Annotated in this window: 12 protein-coding genes and 5 tRNA genes; 16 read left to right on the top strand and 1 reads right to left on the bottom strand. The window is 53.1% G+C overall.

The window, feature by feature from the left end; all coding sequences use genetic code 11:
* Positions 1 to 133 precede the first annotated feature (133 nt).
* The 15 genes from QCD60_RS18330 to QCD60_RS18260 all read left to right on the top strand — a co-directional run bounded on the left by QCD60_RS18330 (position 134) and on the right by QCD60_RS18260 (position 10933).
* Positions 134 to 1669 (top strand): tetratricopeptide repeat protein, encoded by a 1536-nt coding sequence (locus QCD60_RS18330; RefSeq protein ID WP_279787682.1) that lies wholly within the window; start codon positions 134 to 136, stop codon positions 1667 to 1669.
* Positions 1656 to 2261 (top strand): lipoprotein insertase outer membrane protein LolB, encoded by a 606-nt coding sequence (gene lolB, locus QCD60_RS18325; RefSeq protein ID WP_279787681.1) that lies wholly within the window; start codon positions 1656 to 1658, stop codon positions 2259 to 2261. Before QCD60_RS18330 ends, lolB begins: the two co-directional genes overlap by 14 nt.
* 315 nt (positions 2262 to 2576) lie before the next feature.
* Entirely contained in the window at positions 2577 to 3518 is a 942-nt protein-coding gene (locus QCD60_RS18320; protein WP_104156392.1) for a ribose-phosphate pyrophosphokinase, read from the top strand.
* A gap of 95 nt (positions 3519 to 3613) precedes the next feature.
* Complete coding sequence (locus tag QCD60_RS18315) at positions 3614 to 4195, top strand: 50S ribosomal protein L25/general stress protein Ctc (protein WP_104156348.1); 582 nt, start codon at positions 3614 to 3616, stop codon at positions 4193 to 4195.
* 14 nt (positions 4196 to 4209) lie between these two features.
* Positions 4210 to 4797 carry an aminoacyl-tRNA hydrolase gene (pth, locus tag QCD60_RS18310; RefSeq protein ID WP_279787680.1) on the top strand — a complete coding sequence of 196 codons (588 nt, stop codon included), beginning with the start codon at positions 4210 to 4212 and terminating at the stop codon, positions 4795 to 4797.
* Positions 4798 to 4877: 80 nt separating this feature from the next.
* Complete coding sequence (ychF, locus tag QCD60_RS18305; RefSeq protein WP_279787679.1) at positions 4878 to 5978, top strand: redox-regulated ATPase YchF; 1101 nt, start codon at positions 4878 to 4880, stop codon at positions 5976 to 5978.
* 235 nt (positions 5979 to 6213) lie between these two features.
* On the top strand, positions 6214 to 7266 hold the full coding sequence (gene pstS / locus QCD60_RS18300) for a phosphate ABC transporter substrate-binding protein PstS (RefSeq protein WP_279787678.1): 1053 nt from the start codon (positions 6214 to 6216) through the stop codon (positions 7264 to 7266).
* Between the two features lie 168 nt (positions 7267 to 7434).
* Entirely contained in the window at positions 7435 to 8370 is a 936-nt protein-coding gene (gene pstC / locus QCD60_RS18295; RefSeq protein WP_279787677.1) for a phosphate ABC transporter permease subunit PstC, read from the top strand.
* Complete coding sequence (gene pstA, locus QCD60_RS18290; protein ID WP_104156353.1) at positions 8367 to 9200, top strand: phosphate ABC transporter permease PstA; 834 nt, start codon at positions 8367 to 8369, stop codon at positions 9198 to 9200. The genes pstC and pstA overlap by 4 nt, the downstream gene beginning before the upstream one ends.
* 2 nt (positions 9201 to 9202) lie before the next feature.
* On the top strand, positions 9203 to 10012 hold the full coding sequence (gene pstB / locus QCD60_RS18285) for a phosphate ABC transporter ATP-binding protein PstB (protein ID WP_243410261.1): 810 nt from the start codon (positions 9203 to 9205) through the stop codon (positions 10010 to 10012).
* Between the two features lie 455 nt (positions 10013 to 10467).
* Positions 10468 to 10542 (top strand) — tRNA-Gln (locus tag QCD60_RS18280).
* 4 nt (positions 10543 to 10546) lie between these two features.
* Positions 10547 to 10623 (top strand) — tRNA-Met (locus QCD60_RS18275).
* A 35-nt stretch (positions 10624 to 10658) separates the two neighbouring features.
* Positions 10659 to 10733: transfer RNA gene (locus QCD60_RS18270), tRNA-Gln, on the top strand.
* Between the two features lie 5 nt (positions 10734 to 10738).
* Positions 10739 to 10815, top strand: a tRNA-Met gene (locus QCD60_RS18265).
* A 43-nt stretch (positions 10816 to 10858) separates the two neighbouring features.
* Positions 10859 to 10933, top strand: a tRNA-Gln gene (locus tag QCD60_RS18260).
* A gap of 158 nt (positions 10934 to 11091) precedes the next feature.
* Here QCD60_RS18260 and QCD60_RS18255 read toward each other — a convergent pair.
* The gene (locus tag QCD60_RS18255) at positions 11092 to 11415 is read right to left on the bottom strand and encodes a DUF1820 family protein (RefSeq protein WP_279787676.1); all 324 of its coding nucleotides are present in this window, start codon (positions 11413 to 11415) and stop codon (positions 11092 to 11094) included.
* A 251-nt stretch (positions 11416 to 11666) separates the two neighbouring features.
* Here QCD60_RS18255 and miaB point away from each other — a divergent pair, with 251 nt between their 5' ends.
* Entirely contained in the window at positions 11667 to 13016 is a 1350-nt protein-coding gene (gene miaB / locus QCD60_RS18250) for a tRNA (N6-isopentenyl adenosine(37)-C2)-methylthiotransferase MiaB (protein ID WP_279787675.1), read from the top strand.
* Positions 13017 to 13029: the final 13 nt, after the last annotated feature.

Here is a 13029-nt window from a genome sequence, read left to right as displayed (position 1 = left end):
AGCCTGCCTGCTGAGTATTCTAAGTGGCTGTGCAGTGAAAACCAGCGCGCCTCAGTCGGCAGCTCCGGCAAATAAAGCAGATGATATCGCTGCGACCTCCCCTATATATCCGCTCTTGCTAGCTGAATTTGCGGTGCAACGCGACCAGCCCGACCTGGCATACCGGCAATATCAACTACTGGCAGAAAAGTATCGCACCCCGGAACTCGCTGAGCAGGCCAGCTACCTCGCTCAATATCTGGGAAACGCAGAAGATCTTTCCAAGTCGGCGCAGCTTTGGCACGACATAAACCCCGACTCTCGCGTTGCCAGTAATTTACTGCTAGATAGCCTGTTCCAGACCAAACAGTACGCTGAAGTATTCTCCACACTCAACAAGTTCGACTGGCGCAGCAACAATGCAATGTACTCATTGTTACTTGGCCGTGTCGAACAGCTGGACCAAGGGGACATTGAAGCCTTTGCTCAGGCCTTGCGCCCACAACTGCAACAGCACCCGCGCAACCCGTTCTACCACCTGAGTACCGCCCTGATTGCCCGGTATCAGTTGCGCTGGCAAGGTGCAGAGGATGAAGTCAATGAAGCCCTGCATCTAGCTCCCTCGCTACAACAAGCGATCGTACTCAAGGCAGACTTACTGTTTCGCCAGCGAAAGTTCACTGAAACCACCCGTTTTCTGAGCCAGGCCAATAAGGCACATCCTTCACCTCAACTACAGGACATGCTGGCTCGCGCCTACCTTGCCGACAACAAGGCCAAGAAGGCATTGCCTGTACTGCAATCCCTGATCAAGGAGCAGCCAGACAATCTCGAGGCACGGTTCACGCTTGGCCGTACCCAGATTCAGCTGGCGCGCTATAAAGACGCCCAGAACAGTTTTCTGGAGCTATGGGACATGGCACCTAACCGTTCGCCTGTGGCCTTCTATCTTGGCTACCTCGCCGAACTGCAAAAGGATCAGGACAGCGCCATCGATTACTACCAGCAGGTGACGCGTGGCGATGAACTCATTACCGCCCAGAGTCGACTGATTGTGCTGCTGAGTGGCAATGGGCAGGATGATCAGATTCCTGCCATGTTGAAGCAGGCACGCAAGAACAATCCTGATCAGGCAGCCCAGCTGTTCGAGTTAGAGGCTGAGTGGCAATCTAAAAAGCTGGATTATGCAGCTGCACGCCAGGCGTATGACGAAGCACTCAAGCTTGACCCAAACAATCCACAGCTGCTGTATAACCGTGCAATGCTCGGGGACAAAGATGGCAATCTGGAGGCAATGATTGCTGACCTCGAGGCGCTGATTGCCCTTGAGCCAGACAATGCACAAATCCTGAATGCACTGGGCTACACCCTTACCGACCGCACCGCACGCCATAATGAAGCTTTACAGCTACTGTTGAAGGCTCATACCTTGCAACCCGATGACCCAGCCATTCTCGACAGTCTGGGGTGGGTCTATTACAACCTGCAACGCTACGATGAAGCCGAAGATTACCTGACCAAAGCCTACGGAGCCTTCCCCGACCCCGAAGTGGCCTACCACTATGGTGCTGCACTGTGGCAACAGAGCAAGCCCGATCAGGCACTGCGCATCTGGCGCAAGGCACTGCGCAGCAAGCCTGACTACTCCCCGATCCGCGACATCATGGAGCAATACGGTGTCCAGCCTTAATCCCAACGCTGTCAAATATCTCGGCATTGTTACTCTGGCGCTACTCCTCAGCGCCTGTGCCAGCACCAGCCGACTGAGCTTTCAGCCAGAACCCAGTACCGCCTGGCGCCAATCTCTCAATCAGATGGACAGCTGGCAACTGGAAGGCAAGGCAGGATTAAAAAGCAAGGAAAGCTACAACACCCTGACCGTCAACTGGACGGAACAGGGTGACTCCTATCAGGTCAAAATGACAGGCCCCATGGGTCAGGGCCAACTGAGTCTGGAAGGCACCCCTCAACAGATACTGCTAACCACCCCGCAAGGACGCTATGTGTCGGATGATCCCCAGGCGCTACTACGCCAGCATACAGGCTGGCCGATCCCGCTGACTCAGCTGACTTACTGGATCAAGGGCACCCCTGCACCAGGCAAAGTCAAAGGTTCACTGTACGATGAACAAGGTCGCCTGCTCAGCCTTGAACAAGCCGGATGGCGGCTTGACTATCTGGAGTTCCAGCAACAGGGGCAGGCTTGGCTGCCACGCAAGCTCACCGTCAAACGGGATGATCTGGAACTTAAACTGGTTATCAAACAATGGCAGGTAAACTGAATAATTCCGGCTGATCAATTGACAATCACACCCCCTTTATGGACAATTTCCGCGCCTTTTTATAGGGGGTATGGCCACGCGACGTTCAACACAGAACGGTCGAGAGCAGCCAGACTGCTGTGGACAGGGGTGAAGTGAACTCCAGCTGCTTGCGGCTAGTTAATCAAAGAGTGCGCCTCACGGTCAGACATTTCTTGTCGAGCAGCACTGCTCACAAAGATAACGTACTGACAGTAAGTTCAGTCAATTATGAGAACCACTCCACCCATGAACGGGCCAAGGTATCCAACATCCTGCCAGCGTGAAGGTATCAGCGTGTCAAAACTAATGGTCTTTACCGGGAACGCCCATCCGGAACTTGCCCGCAAGGTCGTCGATCAGTTGTGCTTGCCTCTGGGCGATGCCGATGTCGGCCAATTCAGTGACGGCGAAATAGCGGTCCAGATCAACGAGAACGTTCGCGGCAAGGATTGCTTTATCATCCAGCCCACCTGCGCCCCTACCAACGATAACTTGATGGAACTGGTGATGATGACTGACGCACTGCGTCGTGCATCAGCTCAGCGTATCACTGCTGTTGTTCCTTATTTCGGCTATGCCCGTCAGGATCGTCGCCCTCGCTCAGCTCGTGTACCTATCAGTGCTAAAGCCGTTGCAGACATTCTCTCCGGCGTGGGTGTAGATCGCGTTCTGACCGTTGACCTGCATGCCGAGCAGATTCAGGGCTTCTTCGATATTCCTGTTGATAACGTATTCGGCTCTCCCGTACTGATTGAACACATCCAGCGTCAAAATTACGAAAACGCTATTGTCGTTTCTCCTGACGTAGGTGGCGTAGTGCGTGCCCGTGCAGTTGCCAAACAGCTGGATTGTGATCTGGCCATCATCGACAAACGCCGCGAGAAGGCTAACGTTTCACAGGTCATGCACATCATCGGTGACGTAAAAGACCGTACCTGCATCCTTGTTGATGACATGTGCGACACAGCAGGCACCCTTTGCAAGGCAGCTGCGGCCCTTAAAGAGCACGGCGCGCACAAGGTCATTGCTTACGCTACTCACCCTGTGCTGTCTGGCCCGGCCATCGATAACATCAACAACTCTGTACTGGACAAACTGGTTGTCACCGACACCATTCCTCTGACTAAAGCCGCGTCCAGCAGCAAAAAAATTGAACAGCTGACGCTGTCGCACATCCTTGCCGAGGCAGTGCGCCGCGTTTGCAATGAAGAATCCATCAGCGCCATGTTTCGTTGATTCAACCAACAGGCGCTGATTTCGCCCGCAAGGGCAAACAACAGCCAGGCACTGGTCGCGGTCGTCTGGCTGTTTAATTTTATGTTGAGGTAAAAATGAGCAACTACGTACTGAATGCAAAAGCACGCGAAGTAGCAGGAAAGGGTGCGAGCCGCCGCCTGCGTCGCCTGGACGACACTGTTCCTGCCATCGTTTACGGCGGTTCAGCTGAGCCCACCAGCCTGACCATCGACCATGATGAGCTGCTGCACCTGACCGAAGACAACCAGTTCTTCAGCAGCATCATCAACCTGAACGTTGATGGCAAGGAAGAGCGCGTGATCATCAAGGATCTGCAACGTCACCCTGCCAAGCCTGTACTGCTGCACGCTGACTTCCAGCGCGTTACCAACGGCCGTACCATCACCATCAAAGTACCTGTTCGCTTCGAAAACGAAGCTGCCAGCCCAGCTTCCAAAGTAGGCGGCAAGGTATTCACTCTGGTGAGCGAAGTTAAGGTTGTTTGCAAACCTGAAAACCTGCCCGAGTTCGTAACTGTTGACCTGAGCAACGTTGAACTGGGTCAGAACCTGTACCTGTCTGACATCACCTGCCCTGAAGGTGTTGAAGTGGCTGCCCTGCGTCTGGGTAAAGACCACAACCAGGCTGTTGCTCGTGTTGTTGCCAAGCGTAAGTAAGCGCTGAATCAGCAATGAGTGACAAGGTTCAACTTATTGTCGGGCTGGGTAATCCCGGTGCGCAGTATGACAGAACCAGGCACAATGCTGGCGCCGACCTTGTGTCGGCGCTTGCGTCTTTATGCCATGCAGAAATGCGCCACGAATCCCGCTTTCACGGCCAATACGCCAAAGCCAACTGGCAGGGGCAGTCCCTACACCTGTTGATCCCAACCACTTTCATGAACTTGAGTGGACAAGCCGTACAGGCGCTCTGCTCTTTTTATAAGCTACCGCCAGAAGCGGTACTGGTTGTTCATGATGAGCTGGATATACCACCCGGTCAGGCGCGCTTCAAAAAAGGTGGCGGCCACGGTGGTCATAATGGTCTGAAAGATATTATTAGCCGCTTCGGTGGCAATCGGGAATTTCATCGTTTACGCATCGGCATTGGCCACCCCGGCCATGCAGGCATGGTTGCCGGTTTCGTACTGACCAAAGCCCCCCAAGCAGAGCAACAGCTGATAGAGCAGGCCAGCGATGCTGCCCTCTCTGCCTTGCCATTGGCCCTTAGCGGCGACTGGTCTAAGGCCATGAATCAGCTTCACGCATTCAAACCCTAGGGGCATCCCCGAATCAGCTAGCTATCTGGCTGGCCCATTCTGGGATACTCCTGATGTAAATGAGATAACAGGAACGCATTATGGGATTTAACTGTGGCATCGTCGGCCTGCCCAATGTCGGCAAGTCAACCCTGTTCAACGCCCTGACCAAATCAGGCATCGCAGCGGAAAACTTCCCGTTCTGCACCATTGAACCGAACTCAGGCATTGTCCCCATGCCTGACCCCCGCCTCGATGCGCTGGCCGCCATTGTCAATCCACAACGCATTCTGCCTACCACCATGGAGTTTGTAGACATTGCGGGCCTCGTTGCGGGCGCGTCCAAAGGTGAAGGCCTGGGTAACAAGTTTCTGGCCAACATTCGCGAAACCGATGCCATCGCCCACGTAGTACGCTGCTTTGAAGATGACAACGTGATCCACGTTGCCAACAGCGTTGACCCCAAGCGCGATATCGAGATTATCGACCTTGAGCTGATCTTGGCCGACCTCGACAGCTGTGAAAAACAGCTACAGCGCGTAGTGCGCGCTGCCAAGGGCAATGACAAAGAGGCTCTGGCCCAGAAGGCTCTGCTGGAAAAGCTGATCCCTCACTTCAACGAGGGCAAACCTGCCCGCAGCCTGCTGAAAAATTTGAGCGATGACGAAAAGCGTCTGGCAAAAACCTTTCATCTGCTGACGACCAAGCCGGTGATGTACATCGCCAACGTTGCCGAAGATGGCTTTGAAGATAACCCGCTGCTTGACGTGGTACGCGCCATTGCAGAAGAGGAAGGCGCTGTCGTGGTCCCGGTCTGCAACAAAATCGAAGCCGAAATTGCTGAGCTGGATGACATCGAAGAAATGCAGATGTTCCTTGAGAGCATGGGCATGGAAGAGCCGGGGCTGAACCGCGTCATTCGTGCAGGTTATGCTCTTCTCAACCTGCAGACTTACTTCACTGCCGGCGTTAAGGAAGTACGCGCCTGGACCGTCAAAGTAGGTGCGACCGCCCCGCAGGCGGCTGGCGTCATTCATACTGACTTCGAAAAAGGCTTTATCCGTGCCGAAGTCGTGGGCTATGACGACTTTGTCCAGTTTAAAGGCGAGCAGGGGGCCAAAGAGGCCGGCAAATGGCGCCTTGAAGGCAAGGAATACATCGTCAAAGATGGCGATGTAATGCATTTCCGCTTCAACGTCTGATCCTTCCCAGAGCCATACCTTTCTTACAAAGCCGCGAATTTCGCGGCTTTGTAGCATCCAGACTTCCCGCAAGCCTCCCCTTCTCCCTTTACGTCCACCAGGCCAACCCCACAAACTTTTTTGTGTGACAGCCAGTGTCATATTGCCGTCACATTTCCGCGTTAACTTAAGCGCACTCCAGAGAGAGATGAACTTCCAGTTCGCTTTAAACCCAATCCAACCAAGGTGACGGCAGATGAACAAACTCCTCAATGGCTTACTGCTGGCTAGCACTGTAGTAATCGCCCCGATGTCCTACGCTAAAGTAGATACCATCAACGGTGCAGGCGCTACTTTCCCCTATCCGGTATATGCCAAGTGGGCTGAGGCTTACAACAAGGCCGAGGGAGTCAAACTGAACTACCAGTCCATCGGTTCTGGTGGCGGTATCAAACAGATCAAAGCTAAAACCGTAGATTTCGGCGCTAGCGATGCTCCTCTGACCAAAGAAGAACTGGATCAAGCTGGTCTGGCTCAGTTCCCTGCAGTAATGGGCGCCATCGTTGCTGTAATCAACGTTAAAGGCATCGAAGCTGGTCAACTGAAGCTGAGCGGTCAGCTACTAGCTGATATCTACTCCGGCAAAGTCAAAATGTGGGACGACGCTGCTATCGCCTCTCTGAACGAAGGCGTCAAGCTTCCTCACATGCCTATCTACACCGTGCACCGCTCTGACGGTTCAGGTACCACTTTCAACTTCACCGACTATCTGGCTCGCGTAAGCCCTGAGTGGCAGAAAAACGTTGGCGTAGGTAAAGAAGTAGCCTGGCCGAAAGAAGCTCAGCAACTGGGCGGCAAAGGTAACGAAGGTGTTGCCAACTTCGTAAGCCGTACTCCTGGCTCAATCGGTTACGTTGAATTTGCCTATGCAAAATCCAACAACCTGACTTACACCCAGATGGAAAACAAAGCTGGCAAATTTGTTAAGCCTGAAATGGCTGCGTTCCAGGCCGCTGCTGCTAACGCTGACTGGACCAACGCTCCTGGCTTCCACCTGATCCTGAACGATCAGCCTGGTGATGCTTCCTGGCCAATGACTGCTGCCACTTTCATTCTGGTTTACAAGCAGCAGGATGATGCAGCCAAAGGCGACGCAGTACTGAAGTTCTTCGACTGGAGCTTCGCTAACGGTGACCAGGCTGCTGAAGCGCTGGACTACATCCCCATGCCTGACAGCGTCGTCAAGATGATCGAAGACATGTGGAGAAACGACGTCAAGGACACCCAGGGAATGGCTGTTTACAAGTAATGACGTTGAGACGGCTGGGTAGCACGGCTTGACCTTGCCACCCAGCAACTATCGGGAACAGCTGTCAGCACCCTGAAAAGTGCCTGGTGGCGTTCCCTTTACGCGTTTAACTGACAGCAAGAAGTGCCCCAGGCAACGGAGCTGTAAAGACTACAGGTGAACTATCCAATGTCTACGCTGGTAATGAAATCGAGATGGCACAGCGATACGCTGTTTCAACGTGCCTGCTGGTCCAGCGCGATACTGATCGGCGTCCTGCTGGTATCCATCCTGATATCCCTGCTGCATGGTGCCTGGCCTGCACTGGAAAAATTTGGCTTCGGTTTTTTGCTCAGTACTGAGTGGAACCCTATTACCAGCGAATACGGCGCCGCTAATGCCCTGTACGGCACTCTGGTTTCTTCCTTTATTGCTATTCTTCTGGCTCTGCCTTTGAGCCTGGCCATTGGCGTATTCCTCACTGAACTGGCTCCTGCGTGGATGTCACACTCAGTCGCTGCCGCTATTGAATTGCTCGCAGCAGTACCCAGTATCATTTACGGTATGTGGGGCCTGTTTGTCTTCGCCCCCTGGTTTTCAGAACATTTCCAGTTGTGGGCACTCGATGCCTTTTCAGAGGTTCCTGTACTGGGCCTGCTTTTCAGTGGTCCTCCCATGGGTGTAGGTCTGCTGACCTCCGGCATCATTCTGGCTTTCATGATTCTGCCTATTCTTACCGCATTGATTAAAGAAGCCCTCTCCACCATCCCTAACGTCATGCGCGAAGCCAGCTACGGCATTGGTGCCAACCGTTGGGAAGTCACCTTCTTCGTACTACTTCCTGCCGTCCGCAGCGCCATCTTTGGTGCAGTTATTCTGGCTCTCGGCCGCGCCCTGGGCGAAACCATGGCAGTTACCTTTGTGATTGGTGGCGCCCAGGATATGAACACCTCACTGTTTATGCCTGCCACATCGGTATCCGCCACCATTGCCGAACAGTTCAACGAAGCCACCAATGACATGCATATCTCTTCACTGCTGGCACTCGGTCTGCTGTTGTTTGTTATCACTTTCGCAGTCATGGCGGTCGCCCGCATCCTGATGCGCAAGAGGAAGCTGTCATGAGACTAAGACGTAAAATCACCAACATGGTGTTTCAGCTGGCATGCATGTTCGCCACCATCATTGGCCTCAGCGTACTGGTTGCGATCCTTTACACTCTGGTCAGCAAAGGGCTGGCCGGAATGCAGTGGTCTCTCTTTACCGAAATCACTCCCGGACCCGGTAGTGAAGGTGGCCTGGCCAACGCCATGCTGGGCAGTCTGATCATGACCGGTATGGGCATTCTGATTGCGGCCCCTATCGGTGTCATGGGCGGCACCTGGCTGGCAGAGTACGGTGCCAACAGCAAGGTTGCCTCCACCATTCGCTTCCTCAACGGCATGCTGATGAGCGCTCCCTCCATCCTGATCGGCTTGTTTGTCTATGAGATGGTTGTGATCAATATGGGCCACTTTTCCGGCTGGGCCGGTGCCATCGCACTAGCCATCATTGCCTTGCCCGTCATTATCAGCACCACAGAAGAAATGCTGAAGCTGGTACCCACCAGCCTGCGTGAAGCGGGCAGCGGCCTGGGTGCCCCGAAATGGAAAGTCGTTACTCTACTGGGCTATCGCGCTATCAGCACCGGTCTTGTAACCGGCATTCTGCTGGCCATCGCCCGCATCAGCGGCGAGACTGCCCCGCTGCTGTTCACCTCAATGAATAACAGCTTTATGAGCCTTGATCCCAACCAACCAATGGCAAACCTGCCGGTGACGATTTACCAGTTTGCCATGAGCCCGGACGAGACGTGGAACCAGCTTGCCTGGTCAGGTGCTCTGTTAATCACCCTGACCATACTCGCCCTGAACCTCTCTTCCCGTCTGCTGCCCCGCCTGGCAAAAAGGAGATAACAATGAGCCACGTTGCTTACATGAACCCTGCTGAAGTTGTTGAGACCGATTCACTGACTCGCCGTATGGACGTTCAGGGTCTGAACTTTTATTACAACCGCGGCGCTCAGGCATTGCGTGATGTAAACCTGCCCATCTACAAGAATCGTGTTACCGCCATGATCGGACCATCAGGCTGCGGCAAGTCCACCCTGCTGCGCTGCATGAATCGCATCTATCAGCTGTACTCCGGCCAGTTCGCCGAAGGCAAGATCATGCTGGACACAACCAACATTCTTGATGGCTCCATGGATATCAACGAACTGCGTTCCAAGGTCGGGATGGTGTTCCAGAAGCCCACGCCTTTCCCCATGAGCATCTATGACAATATCGCCTTCGGTGTGAAGCTGTATGACAAATTGTCTAAGCGCCAGATGGATGAGCGGGTAGAGAAAGCCCTGCGCCAGGCACACCTATGGGAAGAGGTGAAAGAAAAGCTGCATCAGGACGCCAGCAGCCTGTCAGGTGGCCAGCAGCAGCGCCTGTGCATCGCCCGCACCGTGGCCCTGCAACCTGAAGTTATCCTGATGGATGAACCCACCTCAGCACTGGACCCCATTGCGACTCAGGCTATTGAACAGCTGATCGAGCAGCTGCGAAATGACTATACGATCGTTATCGTCACTCACAACATGCAGCAGGCTGCACGCATCTCCGACTACACCGCCTTTATGTATCTGGGTGAGCTGGTGGAGTTTGATGAAACCCACAACATTTTCAGCAACGCCCGTGAGCAACGTACCCGTGACTACATTGCCGGATCATTCGGCTAAGTTGCACTGACGCACTCACTCCCCTCAATGGCCGCATCAGAGTCCTTCTATGCGGCCATGTTATTTTTGGACTGGCCTCTTTGGTGCACGCCAAATTTTATCAGCGTCTCTCAGCCCTGTTTTGAGAGCGCATGTCCGTTATAAGTTCATGCTGTAGAACCTCTCCGACACAAAACCACCGCCATCCTTCACCCACTCAAACCATCAGGTATACACCGACCCGATGAACAACAGCTCGGGGCAATCTATTGAATTACTTGCCATTTCTCTCTGGCGAGAGGTTGACAACAGATAAAGGAACAGGAATAATTCGCGACCTCGAAACACGAGACAGCAACAACAAGCATCATCATTGAAGTAGATTCTTGTTCCAGCAGTCACGAGTGATGCAGAAAACAGATAAATCCTAGACTTTGATTTTTCTAAACTTTCTGTATAATGCGAGTCGCTTTTGAAGGGGTGTCGCCAAGTGGTAAGGCAACGGGTTTTGATCCCGTCATTCGTAGGTTCGAGTCCTTCCACCCCTGCCATGATGGCTATGTAGCTCAGTTGGTTAGAGCGGAGCATTCATAATGCTTAGGTCGTTGGTTCGAATCCGACCATAGCTACCATTACAAAAGCAGTATTGTATTAGAGATGTCCAAGTAGGGGTGTCGCCAAGCGGTAAGGCAACGGGTTTTGATCCCGTCATTCGTAGGTTCGAGTCCTTCCACCCCTGCCATAAATGGCTATGTAGCTCAGTAGGTTAGAGCGGAGCATTCATAATGCTTAGGTCGTTGGTTCGAATCCGACCATAGCTACCATGGACAGCAATATAATACGTCACTATAGTAAAGGCCCTGTTGCAGGGGTGTCGCCAAGTGGTAAGGCAACGGATTCTGATTCCGTCATCCGTAGGTTCGAGTCCTTCCACCCCTGCCAACCTTTATCCCATCTGATAGAACTCTTCTTTGCCTTCCTGAATTACCTACCTATCCATCCAAGCCCTTAGCCAAGTTTCCTAATTTATTAGAATAACGAATAACTGCGTCATGCAGCAAAGGGCAGCAAGTCTTTACCGCCCAATCCACGCTTTAACATCAATCTGATTTACTGGGAAAAGGCATGCCGGGAAACGCTGTAACACTGCCCTTGCTATCACGCATTTTGGCCACTCCCTCTTTTTGCACTTCATCGATCCGAATAATGGAATGCATGGGAATGTAGCTTCGCTTTACCTCACCAAACTCTGCCTTGAGCTTCTCCTCTGCCGGATCTACAAGCATCTGGCTTCGCTCTCCAAAGATAAAGCTCTCAATCTCGATAAATCCCCAAAGATCACTCTGCCCGACACTGCGAGCAAAGACTTCGTATATCTTGTCCTGATTCTGAAAGATAACCTTGTAGATCCTGTCTTTTGTCATACCTGCCACAAGCAATCAAAGGGCTGAAGAGGAAAGCTGCCTGATACCAGGCCAGCCCCGCATTATAGCCAGACAGATCCGGCAAAACAGCCAAGCTACACCTGCCTGTCTGGCTGAGGTATAATCTGCCGATTTTCGGAGCCGCCCCACCCCGCTATTACAGTACGATACGTGCTGACCTGGGTGCTGCTTAATCCCGGCCCAAGGCTGCTCTTAAACCGTATTACCCTGTCGAGGGTTTCAGGTAATCCATGTCCAAAAAGGTTTTTATCCAGACACACGGCTGTCAGATGAATGAGTACGACTCTTCCCGCATGCTAGACCTGCTGCGAGAGAGTCATCAGATGGAAGTCACCGACAATCCCGAAGAAGCGGACCTGTTGCTTCTCAATACCTGCTCCATTCGCGAAAAGGCGCAGGATAAGGTTTTCCATCAACTGGGTCGCTGGCGCAAGCTGAAAGAAAAGAACCCCGAATTGCGTATTGGTGTTGGTGGCTGTGTCGCCAGTCAGGAAGGCCAGGCTATTCGCGATCGCGCGCCTTTCGTCGATATCGTCTTTGGCCCCCAAACCCTGCACCGCTTGCCGGAAATGGTAGATGCCACTGTGCAGTACCATATGCCACAGGTAGATATCAGCTTCCCCGAGATTGAAAAATTCGACCGTCTGCCCGCCCCCAAAGTGGAAGGTGCCGAAGCGTTTGTTTCCATCATGGAAGGCTGCAGCAAATACTGCACATTCTGCGTCGTCCCCTACACCCGTGGTGAAGAGGTCAGTCGCCCGGTACAGGACGTACTGGCTGAGATCATTCATCTGGCCGAACAGGGTGTGCGCGAGGTCAACTTGCTGGGTCAGAACGTTAATGCCTATCGCGGTGCAACTGCGGATGGCGACACTGCCGATCTGGCCGAGCTGCTGCATTACGTCGCTGCCATTGATGGAATTGACCGCATACGCTACACCACCTCCCATCCAGTGGAGTTTTCCGAGTCCCTGATCGAGGCTTACGAAACCATCCCCGAGCTGGTCAGCCATCTGCATCTGCCCGTTCAGAGCGGTTCTGATCGCATTCTGGCATTGATGAAACGTGGCCACACTGCACTGGAGTACAAATCCAAGCTGCGTCGCCTGAAAAAGATTCGCCCGGACATCAGCTTCTCCTCAGACTTTATTGTTGGCTTCCCCGGTGAAACAGAAGCTGACTTTGAAGCCACCATGAAGCTGATCCAGGATATCGGCTTTGACCTGTCATACAGCTTCGTTTATAGCCGCCGTCCCGGCACACCGGCATCTGACTATGCCGACGATGTCCCTGAAGAAGTAAAGAAACAGCGCCTGCTTATTTTGCAGCAACGCATCATCCAGCAGACCATGGACATTTCCCGCAAGATGGTGGGCAGTGTGCAGCGTATTCTGGTCAACGGCTACAGCAGAAAAGACCCAGGCCAGATGCAGGGCCGCACCGAGAACAACCGGGTGGTCAACTTTAACTGCACTAACCCTGACCAGATTGGCAAGTTTGCTAACATACGTATCGAACAGGCCCTGCCTAACTCTCTACGCGGAGTCCTGGTTGATTCAGAGCTCGATACGCTTCATTAAACGGTCATACTGC

Source organism: Pokkaliibacter sp. MBI-7 (genome assembly GCF_029846635.1).
Lineage (GTDB): Bacteria > Pseudomonadota > Gammaproteobacteria > Pseudomonadales > Balneatricaceae > Pokkaliibacter.
The sequence above is the reverse complement of the archived record's forward strand: the minus strand, read 5'-3'. Positions and strand labels throughout refer to the sequence as shown.

Excerpts from the sequence above, each read along its gene's own strand:
- QCD60_RS18315 (WP_104156348.1), top strand. The coding sequence starts at position 3,614 with ATGAGCAACTACGTACTGAATGCAAAAGCACGCGAAGTAGCAGGAAAG.
- pstS (WP_279787678.1), top strand. The coding sequence starts at position 6,214 with ATGAACAAACTCCTCAATGGCTTACTGCTGGCTAGCACTGTAGTAATC.
- pstC (WP_279787677.1), top strand. The coding sequence starts at position 7,435 with ATGTCTACGCTGGTAATGAAATCGAGATGGCACAGCGATACGCTGTTT.
- pstA (WP_104156353.1), top strand. The coding sequence starts at position 8,367 with ATGAGACTAAGACGTAAAATCACCAACATGGTGTTTCAGCTGGCATGC.
- ychF (WP_279787679.1), top strand. The coding sequence starts at position 4,878 with ATGGGATTTAACTGTGGCATCGTCGGCCTGCCCAATGTCGGCAAGTCA.
- pstB (WP_243410261.1), top strand. The coding sequence starts at position 9,203 with ATGAGCCACGTTGCTTACATGAACCCTGCTGAAGTTGTTGAGACCGAT.
- miaB (WP_279787675.1), top strand. The coding sequence starts at position 11,667 with ATGTCCAAAAAGGTTTTTATCCAGACACACGGCTGTCAGATGAATGAG.
- pth (WP_279787680.1), top strand. The coding sequence starts at position 4,210 with ATGAGTGACAAGGTTCAACTTATTGTCGGGCTGGGTAATCCCGGTGCG.
- QCD60_RS18255 (WP_279787676.1), bottom strand. The coding sequence starts at position 11,415 with ATGACAAAAGACAGGATCTACAAGGTTATCTTTCAGAATCAGGACAAG.